At 37.2% G+C, this 25,151-nt stretch carries 26 protein-coding genes and 1 pseudogene; 3 read left to right on the top strand and 24 right to left on the bottom strand.

The genetic code is table 11. From position 1 onward, the window contains the following. Positions 1 to 6 precede the first annotated feature (6 nt). From IPM47_19140 to IPM47_19110, 7 genes are all read right to left on the bottom strand, one after another. A complete protein-coding gene (locus tag IPM47_19140; GenBank protein ID QQS28928.1) occupies positions 7 to 1,344 on the bottom strand; it encodes a serine/threonine-protein kinase in 1,338 nt (445 codons plus the stop codon). 246 nt (positions 1,345 to 1,590) lie between these two features. Next, positions 1,591 to 2,712, bottom strand: coding sequence for a serine/threonine protein kinase (locus IPM47_19135; protein ID QQS28927.1), 1,122 nt, complete (start codon positions 2,710 to 2,712; stop codon positions 1,591 to 1,593). Positions 2,713 to 2,777: 65 nt separating this feature from the next. Further along, a complete protein-coding gene (locus IPM47_19130) occupies positions 2,778 to 4,187 on the bottom strand; it encodes a hypothetical protein (protein QQS28926.1) in 1,410 nt (469 codons plus the stop codon). A 273-nt stretch (positions 4,188 to 4,460) separates the two neighbouring features. Next, positions 4,461 to 5,855 (bottom strand): dihydrolipoyl dehydrogenase, encoded by a 1,395-nt coding sequence (lpdA, locus tag IPM47_19125; GenBank protein QQS28925.1) that lies wholly within the window; start codon positions 5,853 to 5,855, stop codon positions 4,461 to 4,463. Positions 5,856 to 6,548: 693 nt separating this feature from the next. Continuing rightward, positions 6,549 to 7,520 carry a hypothetical protein gene (locus tag IPM47_19120; GenBank protein ID QQS28924.1) on the bottom strand — a complete coding sequence of 324 codons (972 nt, stop codon included), beginning with the start codon at positions 7,518 to 7,520 and terminating at the stop codon, positions 6,549 to 6,551. Positions 7,521 to 7,522: 2 nt separating this feature from the next. After that, positions 7,523 to 8,923, bottom strand: a complete 1,401-nt coding sequence (locus tag IPM47_19115) for a VWA domain-containing protein (GenBank protein ID QQS28923.1) — start codon at positions 8,921 to 8,923, stop codon at positions 7,523 to 7,525. A 479-nt stretch (positions 8,924 to 9,402) separates the two neighbouring features. Further along, complete coding sequence (locus tag IPM47_19110) at positions 9,403 to 10,212, bottom strand: hypothetical protein (protein ID QQS28922.1); 810 nt, start codon at positions 10,210 to 10,212, stop codon at positions 9,403 to 9,405. Positions 10,213 to 10,312: 100 nt separating this feature from the next. Here IPM47_19110 and IPM47_19105 point away from each other — a divergent pair, with 100 nt between their 5' ends. Next, entirely contained in the window at positions 10,313 to 10,537 is a 225-nt protein-coding gene (locus IPM47_19105; protein ID QQS28921.1) for a hypothetical protein, read from the top strand. A gap of 233 nt (positions 10,538 to 10,770) precedes the next feature. Here IPM47_19105 and IPM47_19100 read toward each other — a convergent pair whose 3' ends face one another. The 3 genes from IPM47_19100 to IPM47_19090 form a co-directional block, all read right to left on the bottom strand. Next, positions 10,771 to 11,160: an SgcJ/EcaC family oxidoreductase gene (locus tag IPM47_19100; protein QQS31531.1), complete on the bottom strand. Its 390-nt coding sequence runs from the start codon at positions 11,158 to 11,160 to the stop codon at positions 10,771 to 10,773. A 99-nt stretch (positions 11,161 to 11,259) separates the two neighbouring features. Beyond that, positions 11,260 to 11,943, bottom strand: a complete 684-nt coding sequence (locus IPM47_19095) for an NAD(P)-binding domain-containing protein (GenBank protein ID QQS28920.1) — start codon at positions 11,941 to 11,943, stop codon at positions 11,260 to 11,262. An 86-nt stretch (positions 11,944 to 12,029) separates the two neighbouring features. Beyond that, positions 12,030 to 12,605: a Crp/Fnr family transcriptional regulator gene (locus IPM47_19090; protein ID QQS28919.1), complete on the bottom strand. Its 576-nt coding sequence runs from the start codon at positions 12,603 to 12,605 to the stop codon at positions 12,030 to 12,032. Between the two features lie 145 nt (positions 12,606 to 12,750). Here IPM47_19090 and IPM47_19085 point away from each other — a divergent pair. Further along, positions 12,751 to 12,990, top strand: a pseudogene (locus IPM47_19085) (transposase). 370 nt (positions 12,991 to 13,360) lie between these two features. Here IPM47_19085 and IPM47_19080 read toward each other — a convergent pair. Both IPM47_19080 and IPM47_19075 read right to left on the bottom strand, forming a co-directional pair. After that, complete coding sequence (locus IPM47_19080) at positions 13,361 to 13,702, bottom strand: DUF86 domain-containing protein (GenBank protein ID QQS28918.1); 342 nt, start codon at positions 13,700 to 13,702, stop codon at positions 13,361 to 13,363. Next, a complete protein-coding gene (locus tag IPM47_19075) occupies positions 13,695 to 13,994 on the bottom strand; it encodes a nucleotidyltransferase domain-containing protein (GenBank protein QQS28917.1) in 300 nt (99 codons plus the stop codon). The genes IPM47_19080 and IPM47_19075 overlap by 8 nt, the downstream gene beginning before the upstream one ends. A gap of 211 nt (positions 13,995 to 14,205) precedes the next feature. On the opposite strand from IPM47_19075, the gene IPM47_19070 reads away from it, so the two are divergent. Continuing rightward, complete coding sequence (locus IPM47_19070; protein QQS28916.1) at positions 14,206 to 14,481, top strand: transposase; 276 nt, start codon at positions 14,206 to 14,208, stop codon at positions 14,479 to 14,481. On the opposite strand, the gene IPM47_19065 is transcribed toward IPM47_19070, so the two are convergent. From IPM47_19065 to IPM47_19010, 12 genes are all read right to left on the bottom strand, one after another. After that, the gene (locus IPM47_19065) at positions 14,482 to 15,300 is read right to left on the bottom strand and encodes a universal stress protein (protein ID QQS28915.1); all 819 of its coding nucleotides are present in this window, start codon (positions 15,298 to 15,300) and stop codon (positions 14,482 to 14,484) included. Between the two features lie 3 nt (positions 15,301 to 15,303). Further along, entirely contained in the window at positions 15,304 to 16,785 is a 1,482-nt protein-coding gene (locus IPM47_19060; GenBank protein ID QQS28914.1) for a potassium/proton antiporter, read from the bottom strand. A 446-nt stretch (positions 16,786 to 17,231) separates the two neighbouring features. After that, positions 17,232 to 18,284: a hypothetical protein gene (locus tag IPM47_19055; protein QQS28913.1), complete on the bottom strand. Its 1,053-nt coding sequence runs from the start codon at positions 18,282 to 18,284 to the stop codon at positions 17,232 to 17,234. Between the two features lie 218 nt (positions 18,285 to 18,502). Next, positions 18,503 to 19,612 (bottom strand): beta-lactamase family protein, encoded by a 1,110-nt coding sequence (locus IPM47_19050; GenBank protein QQS28912.1) that lies wholly within the window; start codon positions 19,610 to 19,612, stop codon positions 18,503 to 18,505. A 477-nt stretch (positions 19,613 to 20,089) separates the two neighbouring features. Continuing rightward, positions 20,090 to 21,106 (bottom strand): hypothetical protein, encoded by a 1,017-nt coding sequence (locus IPM47_19045; GenBank protein QQS28911.1) that lies wholly within the window; start codon positions 21,104 to 21,106, stop codon positions 20,090 to 20,092. Between the two features lie 387 nt (positions 21,107 to 21,493). Beyond that, complete coding sequence (locus tag IPM47_19040) at positions 21,494 to 21,874, bottom strand: hypothetical protein (protein QQS28910.1); 381 nt, start codon at positions 21,872 to 21,874, stop codon at positions 21,494 to 21,496. A gap of 481 nt (positions 21,875 to 22,355) precedes the next feature. Next, positions 22,356 to 22,640 (bottom strand): hypothetical protein, encoded by a 285-nt coding sequence (locus IPM47_19035; protein QQS28909.1) that lies wholly within the window; start codon positions 22,638 to 22,640, stop codon positions 22,356 to 22,358. 5 nt (positions 22,641 to 22,645) lie between these two features. After that, the gene (locus tag IPM47_19030; protein QQS28908.1) at positions 22,646 to 23,419 is read right to left on the bottom strand and encodes a Fic family protein; all 774 of its coding nucleotides are present in this window, start codon (positions 23,417 to 23,419) and stop codon (positions 22,646 to 22,648) included. A 4-nt stretch (positions 23,420 to 23,423) separates the two neighbouring features. After that, entirely contained in the window at positions 23,424 to 23,642 is a 219-nt protein-coding gene (locus tag IPM47_19025; GenBank protein ID QQS28907.1) for a hypothetical protein, read from the bottom strand. 322 nt (positions 23,643 to 23,964) lie between these two features. After that, positions 23,965 to 24,291: a helix-turn-helix transcriptional regulator gene (locus IPM47_19020; GenBank protein QQS28906.1), complete on the bottom strand. Its 327-nt coding sequence runs from the start codon at positions 24,289 to 24,291 to the stop codon at positions 23,965 to 23,967. 204 nt (positions 24,292 to 24,495) lie between these two features. Further along, positions 24,496 to 24,855, bottom strand: a complete 360-nt coding sequence (locus IPM47_19015) for a DUF86 domain-containing protein (protein QQS28905.1) — start codon at positions 24,853 to 24,855, stop codon at positions 24,496 to 24,498. After that, positions 24,848 to 25,132, bottom strand: coding sequence for a nucleotidyltransferase family protein (locus tag IPM47_19010; GenBank protein QQS28904.1), 285 nt, complete (start codon positions 25,130 to 25,132; stop codon positions 24,848 to 24,850). Before IPM47_19010 ends, IPM47_19015 begins: the two co-directional genes overlap by 8 nt. Between the last annotated feature and the right edge of the window lie 19 nt (positions 25,133 to 25,151).

The following is a 25,151-nucleotide window of genomic DNA, read 5'->3' as shown; positions in this document are numbered from 1 at the left end:
TAAGATTTAACGGACTAAAATATACTTTACCATTAACTCCAAAACCAAAGAATGGTTTTCAGACTTGGCTTCATTCATCAGTTTGCGCCCTTTGACCGGGTCGTGAGCGCCGCCACACTTTCCGTTATAATACATAAATCCGAGAAAAAACTTGGCTTCTGTATCAAATTCCGGGTTGAAGCGGTATTTGTCTAAAATTTTAAAGCTTTCGACGTAGTTATGCAGTTTAAACAAATCCTTTCCAACTTTTATCTCGTTTTTTATAAAATTTGGGTTGCCCTTTACCGGTTCCCGTTTATCGGGCTTGGGCTCTTCAGGAGTTTTAATGATGTCATTAACCCCTTCGAAAAGTTGAGTAGATTTTTCATTGATAAGTTTGGCCACATCTTCGCTGTTGTCCACATTTTTATTCAAATCGGGATTTACAGGAAGAATAGTTGTTTTGGTGCCATCTCCTTGTATTGCTTTTTCTCCTGATTTTTCTTCAGGCAATGTTTGTTTTCCCGACAATATGTCGAGCAAAAACTGGGCACTTGGCGCTCTTTTGGAGGCATGTTTAAGCAAACAAACTTTAATCATAGACCTGTAAGGTTCCGGCACTAATTCGTAATCAATGCTTAAATCCTGAAACAGAATATTGTTTAAAATTTGTTCGTAGGTAATACCTTTGGTTCTGCTGCCAAACGGAAGTTTTCCGGCAAATAGTTCGTAGAGGATAATGCCAAAAGACCAAAGATCTGCGTTCGTGTCAATTTTGCCATTTATACCGTAAACGACAGGTGCAAACTGCTCCGGGGCCATATACTCAACACTTCCCAATAGTTGAGAGGAAGCTCCTCCATCTTCAATGTCTATTTTTTTGCTGATGCCGAAGTCCGCTATTTTAGCGGTAATTACTTCGTTTGCCGAAGAGAGCAGAATATTTTTGGGTTTTAAATCGCGGTGAACGATATTGTGATCATGGAGGTATTGAAGCCCTTTTAATATGCCTTCTATAATGGTATGGGTTGTTTCTTTGCTTCTTCGCTCTTTAAAAAAAGTCCCAATATCGCCGGCATTGGCATATTCGATAATACCTACCTGAATTTGCTCGGTTTCTCCCAATGCATTGACCGATTGAATGATGTCTGCATCGTAATACCTGATAAGGTTGGGATGCACAATATCTTCCATGCGGTTGATTTCATTAATGATATCGTATTTGTCAGATGCAATACCCGAATAGAATTTCAGGGCTACTGTCCTGTTTCGCACCGTATCTTCGGCTCGAAAAACTTTTGAAAAGCCTCCTTTTCCGATAAAATCTTTAGTCGCATCAAATTTATATCTGTCTCTAAACTTCATTTTAATATTGCTTTCGTTTCTGCTGTTTATGTCTGCGATTGCTGAATAACACTGAAGCAGTTTACGTGGATTGGTTTAAACAAATGTCAGAAATAAAAACGTAAAGTTAGGTGATTTCTGTAAATAGTAGTGAATTGAAAAAAAAGTGTCTGCAATCTGATACTTCTATCAACAGCTATTCTTATTTCATTAAGCTGTCAATATTTTTAAATTGCCACTGACAAAAAAGTACCTTAAATGTTAGCTTTAAATAATTCCTTCGCTTTTGAAATAGAGATATAAACATAAGCCGGTCAATAAGATCAACCACAAAGCAAAAGCGTTTTTTATGATTTGCAAGGATTGCTGCGCTCTCTTTTTTGGGTGATTAAGCCATAATCCATAAATCAAAAGACCGGCAAGAGGAGTTAGTATGAGATTTAAAGCAAAAAACAAACATTTAACTGCTATATTAAGTTCGCGTTCCATTAGTGTGTTTATGGAGGGCGTTGGAGGCAAATCTGATTTAACTGCCTTGTTTCCTTGTAAAATATCTATCAACTCTCTGGCAGATGCCGCTCTTTGTCCTGCTTTTTTAACCAAACATCTTCTGACGATTGTGCGGTAGGGTTCTTCGATGGAATCTATTTCATCCGAGACCTCTTTTTTCATGATGTTGAACATGACTTGCTCATGTGTTGCTCCGGTACTTCGCCCGCCAAATGCAAGTTCTCCGGTAAACATTTCGTAAACAATAATGCCGAATGACCATAAATCTACATTAGTTCCAATGTCGCCATTGATGCCGTATTTGTTAGAATCGAACTGTTCAGGAGCCATATATTCCATGGTTCCCAATAGTTTTGACGATTGGTCGCCTAAAGTATTCAGACGTTTGGCTAATCCAAAATCGGCAATTTTTGGAATCCATTCTCCATTATCCTGATGCAGTAAGATGTTTTGGGGTTTGATGTCGCGGTGAACAATTCCTTTATTGTGCAAATAATCCAACCCTTCTAAAATGCCGCTCACGACTTTCCCCAACTGTTCAATGGAAGGAAAAGTTTTTAAAAAATCATTCAGGTCTCCGCTGTTAACATATTCTATCACTCCAATCTGTGCTTTTGCATTTTCATCAAACATCGTTGGAGCATCTAAAATGACAGCATCGTAATAGCGAACTAAGTTGGGGTGTTTAAAGGCCATCACTTTTTTTAGTTCTTCCATGACCCCGTATCGTTCACTGATGTCGCCAAAGTAAAATTTTAAGGCAACTTGCCTTTGCAACAGCATATCGTAGGCTTTATAAACCTTTGAAAATCCACCCTCGCCCAATTTATCTTTGGTTACATCGTATTGATAGCGCTTTCTAAATTCTGCTAAAGTCATTGGGCTTGTTAAAAATCAGTGAGGGTGCAAAGTTAAGATAAAAAAGTGCAGAATTATTCAAAGGATTATTCGGGTTTATATTCAAGGGTTATGGCTTCCGACCCTTCAAAGTCTGAAGAAAGCGTAATCCGCCGGGTTTGTTTACCGTCATTGATAGAAATGGCAGCAGTATTAGGAGGCTGCTCTCCTAAATTGTGGGCAAACAAAACCAAGGTATTGACCCGGTTGATGCCTAATACAAGTTTGATTGTTTTTACCTTGTTTTCCAGAGTATATTCCTCCAATACGGGTTGGCCATTAAAAAATAAGGAGATTATATCGCCATCTTCCCGACGATCGTCCCATATATTGATGGAAACATTGGGCGATTGGACGGTAAAATTAGCTTTAGATATGATTTGCCTGTCGGCAAAGGTTTGAACTGTATCTGCTTCAACAACAGGAGGTTGATCCGGTTCTTCCTGAGGGGGAGATATTTGTGTTTGAGGAGGCTCTTTTTCACCAATTTTCCAAAGGCAGATTGTGCGGTCATAACTGCCGGTGGCTAATTGTTCCGGATGAACAGGGTTAAAAGCAAAGGAGTTTACCTTAGTGCTATGGCCGCTCACTTCTTTAAAGCTGCCGTTTTTCACATCCCAAATCCGAAAAACCGGTCCCAGATTTCCACTGGCCAATTGGTTGTTATCGTCCGAAAAACTTAGATGACTATATCCTTTGTTTCCGGCATCAATCGTTTTAATAAAATTGCCATGTGGATAATCCCAAATCAGTATCAACCCTTTTTCGCACCAGGCTGCCAGATATTTACCATCATTCGAGAAAGCAAGGTCGTTGATATAGTCTGTAATTTTTTGTTCGATAGTACGGACAACTTCATGGGTTTGAAGGTTCAGAAATGATATGGCATACCCGTTAGCAAATGCCATAAACTTGCCGTCTTTTGAAATGCGCCCGATTGTCAGGTCAAAATTGCCTTCAAAAACAGCAACTGTTTCTATGCTCTGACCGGACGTAATACCTCGTCTGATTTTTTTGTTTTTACCGCCAAAGTAAACGTATTGTTCATCTGTGCTGAATTCAACAAAATATGCTTCTTTAAATAAAGCATTCGGCGGAGCATTTTCCCATGTTTTTACCAACTGACCGGTACTTGCCTCCCATAGTTTTATTGTACCATCGTTTGAAGCAGTAGCCATCCATTTTCCGCCCGGGCTAAAGACGAGGTGGTTGATGATGCCATGATGAGCACCGGTGATGATAGTAGGAGGTTCGGCAGTGTTAAAGTTCCAGATAGCAATATCTCCGTTGTGCAGAGCGGCTCCGATTTTTGTACCATCCGGATTAAAACTCAAAAATTCCACCTTGCTGTTCAGGGTAATGCTCTTATCTTTTTCGACAGTCAACTCCTGTCCGGATAACAAGTTGAAGAATGTTCCAAATATGCAAAAGAGCAGGGCAGTGAAACAGTTTTTCATCTGTATTGTAATTGAGGGGTAGCTGCAAAGTTAGTTAAAACTGAGTGTTACGCCCGTAAAAAATAAAAAGTTGCCCTAAAACAGGGCAACTTCAGGCAATATTTATAAGGTTTAGAGTGGCGAAATAATATCGTCGGGCAAATATAGCGGATTGCTATTAAATTGGACTTTGTTATTTGTCTTTATTTTGTAAAATCTGCGCTAAACTTGGTTTATTCTGATGCATAACTGCTCACCGGAGTTTTATCCTCTTAACGGGTTTTTTTCAAACTGCTATAAATGGATGACTTCGCCATAGGCAGCGGCAGCGGCTTCCATAACTGCTTCCGACATAGTGGGGTGGGGGTGAACAGTTTTGATGAGTTCGTGTCCGGTGGTTTCCAGTTTCCGGATGGCTACGATTTCTGCAATCATCTCTGTAACATTAGCGCCTATCATGTGTGCGCCTAAGAGTTCACCATATTTGGCATCAAAAATCAGTTTGACAAAACCCTCACTATGTCCTGCTGCTTTGGCTTTTCCCGAAGCGGTAAAAGGGAATTTCCCGACTTTTATTTCAAACCCTGCTTCTTTGGCTTTTTGCTCTGTCAATCCAACGGAGGCAATTTCGGGCTGACAATAAGTACAGCCGGGCAGGTTGCCATAGTCTAAAGGTTCCGGGTTCAACCCTGCGATGTGTTCAACACAAATGATTCCTTCTGCTGAGGCAACATGTGCCAGTGCAGGGCCTTTGATGATATCACCAATGGCGAAAATGCCTTTCACGTTGGTTTGGTAAAATTCATTCACGGTTACCGTTCCTTTGTCGGTGGCCACGCCAAGCGCTTCAAGCCCTATGTTTTCGATATTGGTGGATAAACCTACGGCAGAAAGCACCACATCACAGGTAATCTGCCGGCTTTCTTTTCCTTTGACGGTCAATGAAACGACACATTTATCGCCTTTTGTATCCACCGAATCGGCTGTGGTCCCGGTCAGTACTTCAATTCCGCTTTTTTTGAACTGACGTTCTAATTCTTTCGAAACTTCTTCGTCTTCGATTGGGGTAAGACGAGGCATAAATTCAACTAAAGTTACTTTAGTTCCAATGCTGTTATAGAAATAGGCAAACTCTACGCCTATAGCACCGGCACCAACTATGAGGATACTTTCGGGTTGTTTGGGCAGGTTCATAGCTTCGCGGTAGCCGATAATTTTTTTACCGTCCTGCGGCAAATTCGAAAGTTGACGGGAACGGGCACCGGTTGCCAGAATCACATTTTTGGCAATATGTTCGGCTTTAGTTCCGTCTGCAGCGGTTACGCTTACTTTGCCGGCAGCTACCAATTTTCCGGTTCCTGAAAGCACGGTGATTTTGTTCTTATTGAACAGAAAGTTAATTCCTTTACTCATGCCTTGGGCAACATCACGGCTTCGGGTAATCATTTTTTTGAAATCGGGAGTTGCACCGGACAATGAGATGCCAAAACTGTCGGCATGTTTGATGTATTCGAATACCTGAGCGCTTTTCAACAAGGCTTTTGTTGGGATACATCCCCAGTTAAGGCATATTCCGCCCAGAGATTCGCGTTCAACTACTGCCACGTTCATTCCCAATTGTGCTGCCCTGATTGCAGCAACATAGCCTCCCGGGCCGCTGCCAATTACAATTAAATCGTAGGTTGCCATTATATTTGGTTTTGTGTGTAAATTACTTGTTAAGGTATTTTTATTGGTTCTGAATTCCCTGCAAAAGTAACCATATTTACCCAATCACCAAGCAATGCAAACCCGATACTTCTTTAATCTGACCGCTTTTTAGGGAAATGTAGATAAATACAGAAGGTAAAAAACCGGCACTTCTGCCTCTTAGCGGTGTCCCAAAAATAGTGCGCAAACTGCTTAGTTACAATCGAAGAAGGATTAATAAGAGCGGTTAATTATGACAGCGCATATTGCAAATTAAATTTGCATGAGGCAGGAGAAAATTGGTTTTGTTGTTGCTATAGTGGGGGATTTCAGAGAACAAAGTTTCAATTTACCACTAATACCTTTATAGAGTAAAGTTTTTGTCGGGCAATATTATTCTTTTTTTAGTTAAAAAGGAAAGGCACAATTATTTTTATTGCAATACAATTGCCATTAAATCTTGCAGAGTTTCATTTTTTTCTCATTTTTTACTCCAACCTGATAACTGCCTTCCCCTTTAACATTTTCTGTTTATGACCAGCCACAAAGTTGCATTCATGAATTGAATCTAAGTATTCTAAAAACCAATTATTTAATATTATGCTTTTTGTATTGTTATATCGTCAATACAAGTTTTTCACTTCAGCAGTTGCAGAACAATGAAGACCTCACCGGAATATGATATCATGTCATTCAGCTTAGAAGAGAGTAACTAATAAGAAATTTACCTTCTTCTCTCCATTTGATCCAGCCAAGTCCTTTTTTATTAAAATCATCATCTAACAGCAGAACATACATCCAATCCTCCCGGACTTTCAGTGGTCGCATAAAACTGTAAGACAGGTTAACTGTTGCTGCATGCTCTAAAGGTTTGATGTAAATTTCTTGATACTCCGGATTAATAAATTCTACACTATTAACACTTAGGAAAAACTCAGGCCAATATTTAAATGTGCCTGCACGTTTGTTGACAAAAGTAGTATGTTGTGTTGATGTATTCACTATTACTTCAAGAAAATCATCTGTAACAGAAACTACTTTAAAGTATAAGATGTCATAATCCAATTTTAAGTGTTCAGGAACTAAATAGGGCGGGGCAGTAGCTATATCAAAACTTCCATGTGAGCCCTCTTTAAAGGTTATACTATCTGTAGGAGTGTGTTCTATCAAAGGCTTTTCCATATTCAAATTACCATAAAAGTAAAGAACTTTGTTTTCAAACATATTAGGCGAAAACATGCCTAATCCCATTAGATTAACAATCGGCCGGTTTTGTTCTGCGAGATAATAAATAGGTATTACTTCAGCAGCCGAGCTAACAAATTGATTAGGTGGTACCATTGTGTGCCTATCTTGCTTTTTTTCATTTGTTCTGTCCCTATATTGTTTATAGAAATATGTCCAAAGTACAGCAATAGAAATTAACAAAACAAAATTGCTTGTGATGATGAATTTACTGTTGGTTTTGTAAGCTAGGAATAATGTAAGGATCAGCCCAATTCCTGCACTTATTACACCATAACTTAATACTATTGCGCCGGCAGCGAGCATTTGCCCTTTACCTGCGTTCACTAAGCCGGCTATCAGTATGCCAACAAAAAAAGAAAAAGTAAGCGACAGAAGATAAAACAGAAAACTATATGGTTTAAGCATACGATTTGCCATAATTAATAGGTCATTATTTTTTCAACAGTTTCTCCTTCTTTTACTGTAATTGAAAATGTATCTGAATTGCCTTTATGAGCACCTAGCGTCACAATTTTTACAGTATATGTACCCGGACTTAAAATAAATTTTTTCGGATTGCTGCTTTTGGATGTATAGGTTCTGGCACCTGCCACATTTTTGCCGGTAGTTTTTTCGAAGAAATTTACTGTAGCATCTATAAGCTCTCCACTTTTAGATTTGACACCAATCATAGCAATGCCACTTTTGAAATCATGCGATACAGAATTTATTGCGTTGCCTTTTATTTCCACATTGTCAACCTCCGTGTATATTTCTATGCCCTCCATATTCAACGCTTGGTAAGTTATTTTATACTTTCCTGCAGGGACTTCCATTTGCTTTGTTTTGCCATAGGTTCTAGTATTGGCAGCTACTTTGCCGGTATTTTTTTCATACATACTAACCATCGCATCCCATGGTTCGCCATTATTTGTTGTGGAAACTTCTAGGGTTCCGCCATCAAAACTTACATCCTGATGTTTGGATTCCCCCTCTTTTATGGTGACTACAATTGTGATAGCCGGGATGTCAGAATGCTCCAATGGTTTTATTTCTGCTTCATAGTCTCCCGGAGGAAGATATACTCTGGCTGTATCCCTGTATGTCCTGGAGCCCATGACTTCTTTTTTGGAAGCCATATTTTTCAATTTAACCCAGGCATCGACCGGTTGACTGTTTTTAATGGCGTACACTGTAAAGTTGGGATCAGGCTTATCTACCGTTTGAACCGTTGCTTCGGTTAGCACATCGCCTAAGCCTGTCGCATCAGTTGCATCGTAGTAGTTGCCTTTGCCTTCTTTTGCAGCACACTTAATTTGATCTTTTTCGCCATCTTTTAATCCAAAGCCTACAATATGCAGTTTAAAATTGATGCCTTCGGCTATTGCATCTGTGACTACTTTACAAATATCGCCATCGCAGGATTCTATTCCATCGGTGATCAATATAATGGTGGCTTTGGTATTGTTGTCTTTAAGAAAATTGATCGCCATGGAAGCACTTCGTGACAAAGGTGTTTTACCAGTCGGGTTAATGCCTTTTACAGCGCTGACAACTTTAGTTTTTGAACTGTTTGATAGATCCACTATAAATTCTATATCATCACAATCGCTCTTTTTTCTGTGGCCATATGCAATCAAGCCGATATTTTGATTTTCGGGTAAATTACCAATCGTAGAAGCTAATACGTCGGAGGCGATTTCTTTTTTTGTTTTCCCATCCATTTGTCCCCACATAGAACCACTGGCATCGTAAATAAACAGAATAGGAGAAGTCTGTTCTTGTGCGTTGGTGCTAACTATAAGAAATAAAAATAAAATAAAAAATAATAACTTTTGCATGACAGTAACTTTAGTTCTTGTTATCAAAATGAAGTAAAACGTGAATGCATTGGTTGTATAGGAATATAATAAATTCCATCTGAATAGTGCCGCTAATTTGTAAAGTTACGAAACTTCCTGAATTTATTGATGTTGGTTGGGGTTTTGTTGCATTGTGGTTTTCCCGAACAACGTCTGTTTCCCTGACTTATGTGCAAGCCAGAGACTTATTTTTATACGTCTTTATGTACCTGATTTGGAAAAGCCCTTTACTTCCTCATGCATATCTCAGTGTCCCATGTCTGTGATGTAGTTGCAAAGTAGGATTTACTCCTTCTGCATTCATCTCTATGTTAGCCGGTGTCAAAACTTTTTTAAAGAAGTTGAACATAGACTGTTGAAAATCAAAAATTGTCAACATCTGGCACAGCGGTAGTCTGCGATTGTGGCATGTCGGGCTTTTGCCAGACTTGAACACATACAATTTGTTGTAGGGTGTATTATCTTTTACTATAACCGAAAATGTAATATCCCGCTTTTTTCCCATTCTTTTTATTTACCTTCCTAACTTCCCAGATATATGATTCATCATTGCATTGCCCAATCATACTTTCTATGTCTTTAATCGTGTAAGTTCTCATGAGAGAAGCCTGACCATCCCAAGCATACACCAAAGGGATAAGTGGAATTATATACGTGAAAATTATTTGAATGTAGGTTAATGGCCTAACTAATGTAGTCATAAATAGGGACATTAACACCAATATAATCAAAGAAATTGGAAGCATGAGACACCATAGGATAAATGGGATATTATTCTCTGCTATTTCATAAATTAAAATCGGTTCTCTATTTTTTTCCGCTGATTTAAGTATTTGTTTGGCAACTTTTGGTTTCATGTGATGGAAGCTTGCAATCATTGTTTTTAGCCCATTTGGTATATTCTCTATCTTTGACGCGTCAACTGAATTACTTAAATAATTCACATTCGGCAAATTCAAATTGTTTATTCTCTCGACCGTATTTTCATTTGGATACTTATCTGATAACAACAACTCAATTGGGTCGTTTTGAGTATTTCTTTTATTAATTTTCTCTATTACATCAATCATTGGGCCTCCTGAGCCAGAGCCTAAATCAACGATTTGGGTAAAGTTTATTTTTTTCTGGCATTCTTCAATTAAGTCGGCTAAAACATCCGATGTTCCGATTAAACGATGAAAAACTTTTATTAGGTTCGTTACCCCTGTTCGGATGTATTTAGGCAACCAACTAAAGTCTTCAAATTCGAACAATTCTACTCTTTTCATTTTTCTTTTTTATGTCCTACAACATTAGTCTGTGAAAAACTCACTCCACAAAAATACACTAATATATTAAGTCGTGATAAAAATCACTTAATTTTATGCTATGGCATACTTACAAGAAATACCCCGCCGGCAGATGCAAGAAATCTGTTTGGAGAGCAGCATCGGAGCTGATAACCCTGTGGGATTTATGGGTGCTTTTATAGATCATCTTGATTTATCAAAATTGGGTGTTGACATACAAACGTTAAAAAGCACACTTTTCAGATGCCTGAATTTGAACACAAAACACCCAATTTTAAAACATAAGCCATTCAAGCAACGATGAATAATCCTGCTTATGCCGGTAAAACTTGTTTTTTGTCAGTATATGCCAAGCCTTATCTGCAAACAACCCTTTTAAAGCTATTTCTGCTCCAAACTGATTGATCAAGACCAATTAGGCAACAAATCAGCTAAAACCATTAATATTAAAAGCAACTTTTTAAATATCGGGTATTTAGTGGTTTTCGAGTAGTTGTGCAACGGGTTACGTTGTTATAGGCTGCCCTTATAGTCCGCTTATTTTATTTTATTGAACATATAACGAGCAATTTTCCATTGTCCACCTACCTTTTGAAGAACAAATAATTCTCTGTTTTCCTCGGGAACTGTTTGTCCGTTTTCGCGAATTAAAGTTGTGCCTTTTGATGTAGTTCTTGCAAAAGCAAAGTCCCCGTTAACCACTATTTCGTCAATGAAAAATTCAATGTTGAGTTGAATTGTTTTGAACACAAACTCGTAAGATGCTTTTACTTGTTCCTGTCCAATTGCCGAGGGTGCATTGGAGGGCATAAATACACCGTCATTAGTGTAGAGTGGTAACACTTTGTTTGCGTCCGACGCATTTAAGGCATCACGGTATAAGAAAAGTAATTTCTCAATTGCTTGTTTTTCGGTTGTCTGTTCCATTTCTGTTCTATTTGTTTTGACTGAATTAGTTTCAGATTGATTTTGGCAGGCTGCTAACGATAACAGAACTATTGCTGATAGAATTAGTTGTTTCATTTTTTAAATTTTAGATTTTGCTTCTGAAATTGTAACTGTTTTACCCAAAGCTCCAAATTGATGCAGGTCGCCAAAAACTTCAATGCGTATGGCATTGCCCAAACCACCAATGTGAAGCGGTTCAAATCCGCTGTCAGTAATCAATTCTTCCACTTTGTTGTTGATGTTGGTGCTGTCCGAAGCATAGAATAATACTTTTCTTTCAGTCTGTGCAAAGGCTTCTCCTGACAATGCCTCCGCTCCTAATGTGCCGAATGCCTTAACTAGTTTTGCGTTTTTAGGAATTAATTCTGAAAGAATTTTCGCAGAAGATTCATTTTCTCCAATAATCTTTTTGAAGCTACCATTTCCGTCAGGTGCAATGGGGTTGGATACATCCACAATTATTTTTCCGTCTAATTCCTTTGCGTAGGTTTTGAAAAAATCTTTCATAGTGTTAAAGTAAAAGGCAGGAATAACAACATCTGCTTCTTTGATGGCATCTGTAGTTGATTTTGCTGTTGCCAAATTACCCAGTTCGTTCGCCAGTTCTTCGGCTTTGCTTTCCTCTCTTGATGCGAGTATTACACTGTGGTTTCCTTTCACCAGATTTGTTGCAATGGCTTTGCCAATGTTGCCAAGCCCGATAATGGCTACTGTTGTTTTTGAAGTTTTCAAATCTTTTGTATTGAGTTTATTTTGCGCCAAAATTGACAATACAAAGATGCGGGGAATGAAAAGCCTGTGCTTATAAGGTTGTTTAAGAAATAGTCTTAATGTAGATTAAGGGTAGCCTATTTGGGAACCCGTTCATTACGAATTTTACTTAGAAACTCGGGGGTAATTCCGAGATATGAAGCAATTTGAGTGTTGGGTAATCGGTTGGCTAAATTGGGGTATTGCTCTAAAAAACTTTCATATCGCTCATAAGCAGAATTGCTGAAAGTTTGAAGCAGCCTGTTTTGAAGTTCAATAAATTTGTCTTCAATAATCACACGGAAATTGCGGTCAAATTTTGGGTAGTTGGTATATAAATACCAAAGGTCTCCTTTGGAAAGTTGCAGTATAGTTGAAGGTTCAATAGCCTCAATATATAGTTTGGATGGTCGTTCCTTATGCAAACTATCAATGTCTGTCAGCCAGTCATCCTCAACTGTAAAAGCAAGGTTGTGTTCCGTTCCGGAGTTGTCCACCCCATAAGTTTTAAAACAACCCTCAACAACATAATTAAAGTGTTTGCAAATGTCGCCCTCCTGTAAAATGTATTGCTTGCGTTTTACTTTGCGTTCTGTCAAACGACTCATTAATGCTTGTTTTTCGTTGTCGTCCAACGGAAGGTATTTGTCAAAATGTTGAATTGCTCTTTCCATTCTCTGTTGTCTGTTTCGGTCTTTTAGGGTTGCCTATAGCGGCAGTTTATGAAAAAACCGGCAACAAAAATACAAGAATATTTTATGCTATGCCATTCTTACAAGGAACACCCTGCCTGCAGATGCAAAAGATTAAAAGCCCAATCAGTTTAAAAAATACAGAACCTCTGCTTGCAAAAACTGTCCGGTAAATCACCTCTGTACCGTAAGGCAAAAAAGGGGTAGGGAAATAGAACGAAGCGAATTTGCCGAAGTAGCAGCACAAAACAGCGAACGCTATCAAACCCTAATAGCAAGATACCGAAAACGGCAGGAAATCAACGAACATAATTTTGGAACTATCAGGCGCAATGGAACTACAATTACATCAACCTTAGGGGGTTAAAAAAAGTAAACGGAGAACATAGTTTGATTTTGTTGGTCTATAATATCAAACGCACCATCAACATACTTGGGATGGAAGAACTATTGATAAAGCTCAAAAATTGGCAGCCTGACTACCCAAAGTAGTCTTGTTTGCAGAAAAAATGGCTTTGATATTGACCTTATGCACCATTTTTTATTTTGGGCAATAGTTGTCATACCAAAAATACATCCCCTTCATTCAAAAGTATGGGCTTTGAGGGTGATGTGCTCTCTTGCTTTTATGGGGATTTTTTCAAAAAACAAGTTTTTTCGCAGTCAGACTGTTTCGGCTTGCCGCAGTGGCATTACTTAGCCGATATGACCGTTGTATGCGTTGTTTCACAAAGGCTTTATTTTTTTCCTGCTATTTTTTTAATTTCCGTTTCTAATTCAGGAAGGTTGTTTTTTATGATTTGCCATACTTCTTCTGCGTCAACTCCAAAATAATCATGTGCTACAATATTTCTGAACCCTTTAATTATTGTCCAGGGAATTTGAGTTTCTTTTTCTTTCAATTCTTGGGACAATCTTCCTACAGCTTCTCCGATTATTACAAAATTCATCAAAACTGCATCAAACGTTTTTTCATCTGCAAAAAAAGCATCTGCATCCCAAATATCTTCAACGAATTTTTCGATTTTCTGGCAACTGTCAACAATTGCCAACAAGTTGCCTTTATCCTTTTCAGACATAAATAGCAGATTGAAGTATTTGGTTTTTGAAATATGGTTTGATATATTTTTCTCTGCACAAATCAACTTCTCTGTCAAACTTTTTTGAAACCATACTTTTTATTTTTGATTTCTTTTCCGACAGGTTTTGGGTATTTGGCTGAAATTCAATGATCAAATCAATATCACTATCTTCTGTCCCTTCATTTCTTGAGAATGACCCGAACAACCCAATCTTGACCAATTGGCATTCAGAAAACAACAGTTCTTTGTTCTCTTTCAGAAAGGATAATATTTCGTCTCTTTTTATCATTAGTTTTTCTTCAAAGATAAGGGTTATATCTCTTTTTCTTGCCTTTGTAAAAAGGCAGTCTGTGAAAAAAACCGGCAACAAATATACACTAATGTTTTAAGTTTTGGCATACTTTCAAGCAACACCCCGACAGCAGATGTAAAAGATTATACCCCCTATGAGTTTAAAAAATGAAGAACCTCTGCTGTAATAACTATTGGATTAAACACATGTGTACCGGAAGACAAAAAGGGGGCAGGGAATAGAACGAAGCGAATTTACCGAAGTAGCAGCACAAAAAAGCGAACGCTATCAAACCCAAAAAGCAAGATACCGAAAACGGCAGGAAATCAACGAACATATTATTGGAACTATCAGGCAGCAATGGAACTACAATTACATCAACCTTAGGGGGTTAAAAAAAGTAAACGGAGAACATTGTTTGATTTTGTTGGTGTATAACATCAAACGCACCATAAATATACCTGGGGTTGAAGAATTGCTATAATTATGGTAAAACAATCAAAGGGGTTTGCCCTTCATACACTAATTCGTTTATTAAAAATCGTCTGAAAAGTTGGTCGGTCAAAAGGCGTGAACCTTTTTGAACAATCAATAATTCATCAAGATTGTTATTAATAATCTTTTTGATGTCGTTAAAAGGATTGTTGCCTTCGTAAATGGCGATAGATGTTTTGTATTTCTCTGAAAACATTTCTTTTAACTCATTTAGGAGCTTTTCTATTCCTGTAGTTTTTTCATTGGGTTTTGCCAAATAGAAAAAGGTAATACTCATATTTTTAGTGTCAATGAAATTCAAAAACTTATTCAATTCCAAAATATTCAAGGGGTGTTTTTCTGTTACTCCCACATAAATTTTATCGTGAGAAAATGTCTTAATTTCTTTGGGCATTGCAACAATAATATTTTTTGTGCTATCAATAATTCGAAGTGCCGTGCTTCCAAGAAATATTTTTTTGAGTAAGCCTGTGCCTTTAATTCCTGTAAAAATTAAATTGTCAAATGGTTCAGATAAAAGTTTTGGTAAGGTAATTTGCAAATTGCTTTCAGAAACATTGAACGAAACTTTAACAGTTGGAGGGATGATTTCTTTAGCTAATTCCTTTAATTTTTGGATGGCATCTTCATTGGTGTGTTGTGTAATCTGCTGTCTGCTTTCGTTGTCGGTGAGTGCAGGAACTAATACAATGGACTGATGAACTAAAAGTATTTCAGCATTTGCCTGTTTGCTCCAATCGCAAGCATACATAATCAAGTTGTTCGAATACTCTGAAAAGTCAATGAGTATAATAAATCGTTTGTTCATTGTTTATGTTTTTGATGGATTGTTTGATTTTTGCAAACATTCATTAACCTTCGTAAAGTCTTCTATGGTGTCAGCAAGAACCATTAAAATGTCTTTTGCTTCAATAATCGTAGAACCACCGGGTCGGATATATTCTCCGTTTCTTTTTATCATTATGATAAATGCAGATTTCGGAAAATTTAAATCCACTATTCTTTTGTTTACTGCGTGAAAATCGGGTAAAATCTCAAACTCCTGTAAAGATGATTTTGGAAGGTCCGAAATGAGTTTATCTATTTCTGAAATAGGTTTTGCTTTTTCAGGCAAAGCCACATTGAGCCATTTTGCAACTATTGATAAAGTCGTTCCTTGAATGAGGACCGAAGTAACTGAAATGAAAAAAACGATATTGAAAATCATATTGGCTTTTTCAATTCCTTCTAAAAGGGGATAAGTAGCAAACACAATTGGAACCGCCCCACGCAAACCTACCCAAGAAATATAAAATCTCCTTCTCAACTTCATTTTAAAAAATACCAAGCTGAGAAAAACACTGACAGGACGAGCAACAATAATCAGGAACAAAGAAATGAGAAGCCCGATGCCCATTAATGGAAAAACTTGTGATGGAAAAACCAGTAACCCCAAGGTTAAGAACAACACAATTTGCATCAACCAAGCCAAACCGTCATACATTTTCAGAATGGTTTTCTTGTGTATTAAGTCTTGATTACCTAAGTAAACTGCACAAATGTATATAGCAAGAAAACCGTTTCCACCCACAAAATCAGTTGCGGAAAACGTAACAAACATTAAAGCAATAACCAACACAGGATAAAGTCCTTCAAAGTCAAGTTTAATATTGTTGATGATAAGTTTGCTTAGTTTCCCAAAAGCAAAACCTGCAATACCGCCCAAAATCATTTGTTTAAAAAACAAGGGAATAACTGAAGCGACACCTTGGTCTTGATTTATAACCAAAGTCAAAAAAGCAATAGTCAACACATACGCCATTGGGTCATTGCTACCGCTTTCTAATTCTAAAGTCGGGCGTAAATTGGTCTTTAAAGCAAGACTTTTTGAACGTAAAATGGAAAATACGGCTGCTGCGTCTGTAGATGAAACAATAGAACCCAATAGCATACTTTCATAAATCGTAAAGTCGGTTACATACCACACAAATGTTCCAAGTGAAAGGGCAGTCAGCAAAACTCCTAATGTGGATAAAACAAGACCTTCTCTTAAAATTGGCTTGACAGAAGTCCAATCGGTGTCAAGACCGCCTGAAAACAAAATGAAATTCAACGAAACAATACCAATAAATTGAGCTATTTGAGGATTGTCAAAATGAATACCGCCAATACCATCAGAGCCTGCCAACATTCCGATTGCCAGAAAGAGTAATAAAGTCGGAACACCAAATTTGTAGGATGTCTTGCCTACAATAATGCTTACAAAAAGTAAAATAGAGCCAACTAACAGTATATTTTCAATTGTTAAATTCATCCTTTTTTATCTCGTATTTCAGTCTGTTCAAAGTTGCCTTTTCTGCCCGGTTAATGTGTCAAAAAGTCCTGTTGTTTTTATTTCTATCGAACCGAAAAAGTTCGTTTGCCCGATGATGTTTTTGGGTCAGTTAGCATTTCAGCCAACATCAGTCTGTGAAAAAACCGGCAACAAATATACACTAATGTTTTAAGTTTTGGCATACTTTCAAGGAACACCCAGCCGACAGATGTAAATAATCTGTTTGTTGAGTAGCATCGGAACAGATAGCCCTGTGCGGTTGATTGATGCTTTTGTAGATCATCTTGATTTGTCAAAATCGGGTTAACAAAAAATCATCAAAAGCCTTTAATTTGAAGGCAACTTTCTAAAATATTGGGTATTTAGCGGTTTTTGAGTAGTTGAGCAACAGTTACCTGTGTTATCGGCAGCTTTTCTATCGTTTGTCATAAAGTGAATTTTTCAAACGTTTGTCCGTTAAATTTATATGCTCCGTTTTCGTGAGTGCCAAGCCAAATGTCGCCCTTGTTGTCTTTGAACAGGCAAAAAACAGGAATGTTTTTATCATCAACTTGAATAGGGTAGTGTGTAATGTTTTCGCCTTCAATGTTCCATACACCGTTTAAGTAAATGGCAATCCATAGGCTGTTATTTTTATCTTTTATGATTGATAAATACTCATTCAAATCACCGTCGTTTTTGCTGTCTAAACAACCAATGCTTTTTATCCGGTTATAAAATTTTGTGCTGTTCTTATCATATTTTGTTGAAGATGGTTTGTTGTAAATGTCATACTTATATTCTGTGTTGAACCAAAAATATCCGTCTTTGTCTTCAATAATTGAACGAACACCATTTGAGGGGCCATAATGAAGTTCGTTCACATCACTTTCAGTAATCCAGTCAAACTTAGAACCATCGTAACGGAAAGCACCTAATGCTGCTGTGCCAAACCAGATATTCCCCTTGCTGTCTTTATAAGTGCAGTAAATAGAATATGGTCGTGAAGAGTTTGGATTTTTCTGAATCCATTCTTCACCAAGTTTATGTTTAGGTAGTTTTAGTTTATGCAGAATAGCTCCATCAAATCTGTAAACAAACTGAGCCTCTGTAAAATTTTTAAACCATATATCGTTTGCTGTTAAACCCCACTTTTCTATATCTCCAATAGTTTCTTGCAAAATTGAAAAATTATATCCGTTGTATTTGATAATCCCTTTACTTGAATTGAAATAGATGTTTCCCTGTTTATCTTCTTTAATCTCTTCAATTCTGTTGGAAGACAAACCGTCTTTCGTGGTAAAATGTATGATTGATTTTCCGTCATACTTATACAGTCCGTCCTGCCAACTGCCAAACCAATAATTGTCTTTCTTATCCTGATAAATAACCATTATGTTATTGCTCAATTCTCTTACTGTGTCTCCTGTTGCAAAAGATTCATTTAGTTTGTCTGAATTGTGTAGATGAGTATTTGTCTGACCTTTACACGATGTCAAAACTGTCAGTAAGCTTATGAAGATAATTAAGTTCAATTTCATTGATTGTCTGAAAGATTGTTGTATCATCATAGAGTTACCGACACCGAACAAAACTAAGAAATTACTTTTAATACCTACACTGAACCCCACCATTACCTAAACATTTTGATGGTAGCTGTAGGGCCTCGTCCGTTCTTCATTCAAAGCTGTCCCGCGTTCAAAGTAATTGCTCCGAATTATTTTCTGTCAGGTTTAAAGTAATAGGATGCAATTTGATTTGCCATCTCCATTTGTCCTGAGTCGAGTTCAGTGTTTATGAACAGAACAACACTTATTTTATCATCAATAAAGCGTGTAAACGCACTTTCAAACCCCAGTATTCTTCCAATGTGTCCAACGCGTCTGTGTTTTTGAAATGGTGTTGTTCCGAACCCAAGACCATAAGGAGCAAATCCCTCTTTGACCTTAACCGAGGTGAACATCAATTCAAGAGTTTCTTTTTTTAACAGCTTCTCAGAATATAAAGCCTCGTCCCACTTGGACATGTCAATAACTGTCGAGATAAGTCCACCGTCTGAAAATTCAACAATAGGATCTTGGGGTAAAAATTGGTTAATCAGTTGATTGTTCTTTTTCTGATAACCGGCAGCTCTGTTTGGGATGATCGCCCTGTAGTCCATCATTCTTGTATCGGTCATCTTCAACGGGTCAAAAATGGTTTCCTTCAAAAACTGTTCGAATGTCTTTCCTGTAACTGACTCGATGAGCATACCTAATACATAATATCCTCTACCGCTATATTCCCATTTTTCACCTGGCGTAAAACTTAGGGGCAAACAAGCTGTTTCATTTATGACATCAGCACGGGTGTAATTATAGTTGTCATATTTTAATTCTACTTTACATGGAGGTGGCCAGTCAACGTTTCCTTTTATTCCGGAAGTGTGACTCAATAGCTGATAGATGGTAGCCACTTTCCAATGCGGTGGAATGTCGGCTACATATTTTCCGATTGTATCGTTCAGGGAAATCATACCTTGTTCCACCAGCATCATGGTTGCCACTGCGACAAAAGTCTTTGTTACAGATGCCATGAGGTAAACTGTACTACTTGATGCCGGGATTTTGTGCTCCAGATTTGCATATCCGAATCCTTTGGAATGAACTGTTTTTCCTTCATACATAACCGCTATTGAAAGACCGGCAATATTCTTTTTTGTCATCTCCAGATTGATAAATGAGTCCACCTTTGCATTAATCTCCGAATACTGTTTAGACTGTCCTGAACACGGCATTGCTATGATAAGAGAAAAAATGATAAAATGTATAATCATGATATGTTTCATAGTACTGCCGGTTTTAATCTTTTCATAGTCCGATCTTTCAATATTCAAGTTGTCTGCGAAGTCGGTCACCTGTCCCCAAGGAAAATCTTTATTAAAAAATTGTCGTCCGCATTTTGGGTGCACAAATTTGCCCGGGACCTATTGCTGCCAATGTCAGCTTGTGAAAAAACTGCCAACAAAAATACAATAATATTCTAAAAAGTAACAAATAAGGCGTAATTTTAAGCTATGGCATACTTACAAGCAACACCCCACCGGCAGATGCAAATAATCTGTTTTGAGAGCAGTATCGTAGCTGATAATACGGTGCGGTTTATGGATGCTTTTTTGAAAGACTGAAGTTGTCGAAAACACAGGGAAAGTTACCACTCAGCAAAAGCCTTTAATTTGTAGGCAAGGTTTTTTTAAATCGGGTATTTAGTTGTTTTTGAGTAGTTGTTCATCAGTTGCCCGTGTTATACACAGGTTTTTTCTTCATTATTCTGTCAGCCTTTCGCGAATAAAGTCTGGTAGTGTCTTTGTTGCTGTTGCTAACTTGTCGTTATTTTCTTTTCTTACTGTTTCGTCTTCTATATAGTAGTTGTAATTTATGAATAGGAAATAAAATAAAAGTCTGTTATAGGTGTCCAATCGGCTGTCAGAAATGATTGAAAGCATTGCATTTTCAATTTCATTTCTATTTTTGGTTTCTGATAATGCACGTCCAACTCGTCCAATGCTACCATAATAATGATTGCTTGCAGGATTTTCAATGCGGAATGATATACCTAAGATAAGGTCAGGAACATTTATGTTTAGTTCTTCAAGTTCTTTAATGTAAGTATTTCTTTGCCCCCAGGCATAACTTCCGTCAGAAACTCTTTCAAACCGGTCATTCATAATATCTAAATGCGATTTTAGAAAAACTTCCCAATTGTATGTTTCTGCTGAAAGTAAAGCAATATGTATGGCGTGTTCTCTTGGACTGCTGTCATGACTACAACTGCCAATTACTCTTGTGCTTCTCATTTCGTCAAGAAGTTGGGCTTTCTTTTTTTCAGATAGTGAAGTCCAATTTTCGGGAAGTCCCACCCAACCGTTTTTTAGGTTATCCTTAAATTTTGTAGTTGTTGTGTCTATTAAACAGTCAGAATACCCAATCATTTGAGAATATTTTTGTGGGATAGAAACTGAACTAAAATTTGTTGGAAAATAAAAGGCTGATATGGATTCTTCGGAATACTCTGTTTTTTCATTGTGTTCAAATAACCATTTGTTGGAGAAGTCTTTTTGATAAAGCGAAATATCTTCTGATGTGATGCTGAAACCATAATCACTTTTTAAGTCAAATTCTTCAAATTCTACAACATCTTGTTTATTGTAGTTTTTGTATTTATGCTTTGTGATTAAAACATTTCTTTCAATAGTTGCTTTCGGATATTTTTTAAGAAAGTCGTCTAAGGGAAGTTGATTTTCCATATCTTTTTTTGCTTCCTTAATGTTTTCTTTTTCCATTTTTACTATGTTTCCAATAGTCTGGCTTTTGGAAAAAAAAACTGTGTTGAAATTACAAGTCTTGAATTTCAAGTTTAGTGAGTCCACGATGTGGCTTAATTTGCCCATCGTCTGTTCGCTATAAATTAAGCCGTTCGGATAAACATTAAATTCTCCGTATTGGCAGTATGCCGAGATTGTGCAGAACAATCCAATTATTAGTGTCGTGATAGTTTTCATTGTCGTTGTCTATTTAAACTTGTGAATAACATTTTTCGGGCTTTGCGTTCGGGCGGATTTCGGAGCAATTCACTGTCAGCCAAGCACAAATGTTGATAGAAGCACTGCACTTGAATGAACCAAGTCACCCCTCATTGAACCAAACGCCTGTTATCGGTTCGTTATTTTCTATCTGTTCCATTTTGGTAATTTTCCGGTTTGGTCAACAAAGTCTTTTAGCATTTCAACTTGTTCTTTCTTTTGGTCGTCTTTGCCATTTGTTACATACCAATAAACGTCAAGTGCATCTGTTTTGTCTTTAATTGTTTGATAAGTCCATCCAATTTTTCTCGGATTTTTGTCGTAGTGAAGTCCGTTTACTATTTCGTTGTAAAGACCACCCGAACTTGAGAAACCGATATAAACTAAATTTATTTTTCCATTTCTTAGTTCAATAACTTTAAAAACACCGTCTTTATCTTTCGGTGCGTTACAAACCTTTACCAAGTCGTCGTCAGGTTTAAAAAAGAAATGGTCGTTGTCTGTATATTTTTTAGGTTCTTGAAACATTGTTTAATTCTTGTTTTGTACTGTAAAGGTTGAAACTTAATAATTCATTTTTGTAGCCCCAAACTTGTCCGTGTTTTGGATTGCCATTTTAAGAAAGTTTGTCCAAGTAAAAAACGTTGTTTTTGTTTGTTCTTAACTTGTCAAAAGTTGTTTGTTTGAGTTGTTCATATTCTTTGTAAAGTCCTTTTGGATGGTCGCCCCATGCAACATTTGTGTTTTTTAGTTTTGAAGTCAAGCCGGAAATCGTGTCTTGGTTTTGTTTGTCAATTATTTTTACTCCTAATGTCCCAAGTTAGTCTGCGTATGTTTCGTCAAAAGGAATAAGATTTACAATGATAACTGTCTCAATTTTTTTAAATTCGGAATACTTTTGTCTGTTTCTGTGAACTTAGTTCGTTACGGTAAAAACCGTTTTGTCTGAAATGTCTTTTGTCGTCCGACTTGGATTTTTCAATACAACCTACAAACTTTCTGTTGCAATTTAGACAAAATCTTCATACTCCTTGCTGTTTCTGTTTCTGAAAAATACTTCGGTAAAGTAAATCGCCAAAATCTGATAATAGCGAAGCGTAACTTTGTTTTGCTTCTGTGCCTCCAGATAAGTGTTGTATGCTTTCAGATACTTTTTTGCCGTATCTAAAATTCTCTCGTCCAAGCCGATTGACGCATCAAAGGCTTCAATTTTTTCCTGTGTGGATTTATCGAATAAATCTATCGTCTCCTTCAGGAAATGCTTGCGTATATGCTGATATAGCTTTAATTCCATTATCCTTATATGATTGCTTTAGGCAGCATGAGTGTAAAGGGTAATGACTTACTGTAATCAAGTTCTTCATATTCTAATCCAATAGCTCTGATATTTCTATAGTAGGTTTGATGTGCCTGATAATACATTTTTTCACTTTGTATAAACCAGGCTTTTTCACCTAACTTCTCTGCCATAAACCATTTTTCAATCAATCTGGCACTTCTTCCATTCCCATCATTCCACGGGTGAATTTTTACAAAAACTAAATGTATCATCGCAGCATAGTAAAAAACCTGTTCTATGGACAAAGGACGGTTAAGCAAAATGGAAATATCTTCAAAAAACTTGCTCATTTCACTTTCTACTATTTGCGGGATGGCCGCTACATACTCTATTCTGCCATCATCCGTAGCCATATACATATTTTGATGACGATATTTTCCTTGCCAACCTTTGGCAACAATATGCTTACTCATTAATTTATGTGCTTCTTTGACGTTACTTTCCGTGAGTCGGTTGTTTTGAGCAAATACATAAGATCCATACAGATCATCTATCTTTTTTGTGTAATCTGGCTCAAAAGCTAAACCGTCTCGTTTGTGTTTGATATAACTGTCCAACTCTATAGCTTCTCCTTCTATTTTACTGCTAAAAACGGATGCAACTGAAGTGTAAAAACTAAAATTCGGGGTTGACAATTCGGCATCTTGTAAAGCATCAAATGCCCTTTGCAAGCCTTTAGGAACTTCTGCAAGGTAGGAATCAAGCAGGCTGTTTGGTATTATCTGTAACTCCATTTGATTACTGATTAAAAATGTCTGCTTGAATAACAGTGAGCCCTAATACCCTTTTGCTCACTTCTAATTGCTTGTCTTTTAGCGTTGCCAATATGTTGAAATCATAATTGACTTCTACTTGTGTGGCTTCGGGGTATTTCTTTGCAATTTCTTTAATGGCTTTGCTGTCATCTTCACCTAGCGCCATATCACGCCAAATAACCAAGTTGTCTGCGGTTTCCACCACTTTGTAATACTTATTGCTAACGGCAGCCTGTGAATAACCGGTAACAAAAGTACAATAATATTTTAAGCTATGGCATACTTACAAGCAACACCCCACCGGCAGATGCAAATAATCTGTTTGAGAGCAGCTTCATAGCTGATAACCGTGTGCGGTTGATTGATGCTTTAGTTGAACATCTTGATTTGTCGAAATCGGGTTAATAACAAATCAACAAAATCCTTTAATTTGAAGGCAACTTTTTTTTTAAAATCGGGTATTTATTGGTTTTTGAGTAGTTGTGAAATAGTTACCCGTGTTGGGGGTTCGGTTGTCTTTTCTGTCAAGCGAGTTTGACAAAGTTGATTTCAAGTTTTACGTTAAAGTTGATTTCTGCTTTCAAAGCCCTGAACACTCTAATAATAGTGTCAATTTTCGCACTGTTAGCACTGCTTTTAAGTTTTGAAATTTGGGCTTTCAGAACTCCTACAAGTCGTCCGAGTTCTTCTTGTGTCAAATTTCTTTCTTGTCTGGCTGCTTTAATCATCTTTCCCAAAACGTCCATACGAAGTTCATATTCGTATTCGTCCCGTTCCTGTGCCCCAACTTTGCCGATATACTTGTCTTTCATCTCGGCAAGGGTGTAAGTCTTTAATTCTTTAGTTGCCAAAGAGTTAATTTTTTGTTTGTTGTTAAAATATTTGTCTCTAAGTCCTACTGCTCGGTCAATTTCGTTTGCCGGAACTTTGACGACTTTCTTTATGAAACCGTGTATCGCTATTACAAAGTTTATTTGTTATCTGTCTTGTTTCAATATGCAAGAAGTCTGATTTGACAGGGGTGGTTAACAGGAACGTGCTATTTGTGGCCGCTTCTATTTCTCTTCTATCTCATTTATTATCGCTACTATTTTTTCTTTTAAATTTGGAATCTCAGAGGTAGCAACCCTCCATACCATTCCAATCGTTACTCCAAAATATTGGTGGATGACAACATCTCTCATCCCCGCAATTTCCCTCCAACGAATATCCGGATATTTATTCCTTGTTTCAGTTGAAATGTTTTTGGCCGCTTCACCAATTATCTCAATCCGCCGAATGACAGCATCTTGTTTTACTGAATTTTCCTCAAACTCTTTTTCTGTTAGGTCTTCAATATATTCTTCTATCTTCTCAATACATTCCAAAATGTCTTCAAGGAAAACCAGTTCGTTCCGTATTTTCTTCTTAGCCATAAATCCTGATTTCTTCTGACATGATGCGATTTTTCAACCTTGGTTTGACCGCTTGGTATTCGACCAAATCCACCTTTCTTCCCAGCAAATCCTCCAGTTCGTATTTTATTCCGACGAATTCCAGCAAACTTATTTTGTTCCCCAGTTCAACCAAAATATCAATATCGCTTTTGGAAGTCGCTTTCCCTTTTGCAATCGAACCGAATATCCCAACCCGTTTTATTTGGTGCCGAATTATAATAGGCATTACTTTATCTTTTAATTCTTCTATTTTCACTTTTTTATTTTTAAAATAG

This window comes from Sphingobacteriales bacterium (assembly GCA_016700115.1).
Lineage (GTDB): Bacteria > Bacteroidota > Bacteroidia > Chitinophagales > UBA2359 > UBA2359.
This window is presented reverse-complemented; position numbering and strand designations above follow the sequence as displayed.

What these genes read in the sequence shown, in the direction of transcription:
- IPM47_19140 (QQS28928.1), bottom strand. Translation starts at nt 1,344, where the DNA reads ATGAAGTTTAGAGACAGATATAAATTTGATGCGACTAAAGATTTTATC.
- IPM47_19135 (QQS28927.1), bottom strand. Translation starts at nt 2,712, where the DNA reads ATGACTTTAGCAGAATTTAGAAAGCGCTATCAATACGATGTAACCAAA.
- IPM47_19130 (QQS28926.1), bottom strand. Translation starts at nt 4,187, where the DNA reads ATGAAAAACTGTTTCACTGCCCTGCTCTTTTGCATATTTGGAACATTC.
- lpdA (QQS28925.1), bottom strand. Translation starts at nt 5,855, where the DNA reads ATGGCAACCTACGATTTAATTGTAATTGGCAGCGGCCCGGGAGGCTAT.
- IPM47_19120 (QQS28924.1), bottom strand. Translation starts at nt 7,520, where the DNA reads ATGGCAAATCGTATGCTTAAACCATATAGTTTTCTGTTTTATCTTCTG.
- IPM47_19115 (QQS28923.1), bottom strand. Translation starts at nt 8,923, where the DNA reads ATGCAAAAGTTATTATTTTTTATTTTATTTTTATTTCTTATAGTTAGC.
- IPM47_19110 (QQS28922.1), bottom strand. Translation starts at nt 10,212, where the DNA reads ATGAAAAGAGTAGAATTGTTCGAATTTGAAGACTTTAGTTGGTTGCCT.
- IPM47_19105 (QQS28921.1), top strand. Translation starts at nt 10,313, where the DNA reads ATGGCATACTTACAAGAAATACCCCGCCGGCAGATGCAAGAAATCTGT.
- IPM47_19100 (QQS31531.1), bottom strand. Translation starts at nt 11,160, where the DNA reads ATGGAACAGACAACCGAAAAACAAGCAATTGAGAAATTACTTTTCTTA.
- IPM47_19090 (QQS28919.1), bottom strand. Translation starts at nt 12,605, where the DNA reads ATGGAAAGAGCAATTCAACATTTTGACAAATACCTTCCGTTGGACGAC.
- IPM47_19080 (QQS28918.1), bottom strand. Translation starts at nt 13,702, where the DNA reads ATGTCTGAAAAGGATAAAGGCAACTTGTTGGCAATTGTTGACAGTTGC.
- IPM47_19075 (QQS28917.1), bottom strand. Translation starts at nt 13,994, where the DNA reads ATGATAAAAAGAGACGAAATATTATCCTTTCTGAAAGAGAACAAAGAA.
- IPM47_19065 (QQS28915.1), bottom strand. Translation starts at nt 15,300, where the DNA reads ATGAACAAACGATTTATTATACTCATTGACTTTTCAGAGTATTCGAAC.
- IPM47_19060 (QQS28914.1), bottom strand. Translation starts at nt 16,785, where the DNA reads ATGAATTTAACAATTGAAAATATACTGTTAGTTGGCTCTATTTTACTT.
- IPM47_19050 (QQS28912.1), bottom strand. Translation starts at nt 19,612, where the DNA reads ATGAAACATATCATGATTATACATTTTATCATTTTTTCTCTTATCATA.
- IPM47_19045 (QQS28911.1), bottom strand. Translation starts at nt 21,106, where the DNA reads ATGGAAAAAGAAAACATTAAGGAAGCAAAAAAAGATATGGAAAATCAA.
- IPM47_19040 (QQS28910.1), bottom strand. Translation starts at nt 21,874, where the DNA reads ATGTTTCAAGAACCTAAAAAATATACAGACAACGACCATTTCTTTTTT.
- IPM47_19035 (QQS28909.1), bottom strand. Translation starts at nt 22,640, where the DNA reads ATGGAATTAAAGCTATATCAGCATATACGCAAGCATTTCCTGAAGGAG.
- IPM47_19030 (QQS28908.1), bottom strand. Translation starts at nt 23,419, where the DNA reads ATGGAGTTACAGATAATACCAAACAGCCTGCTTGATTCCTACCTTGCA.
- IPM47_19015 (QQS28905.1), bottom strand. Translation starts at nt 24,855, where the DNA reads ATGGCTAAGAAGAAAATACGGAACGAACTGGTTTTCCTTGAAGACATT.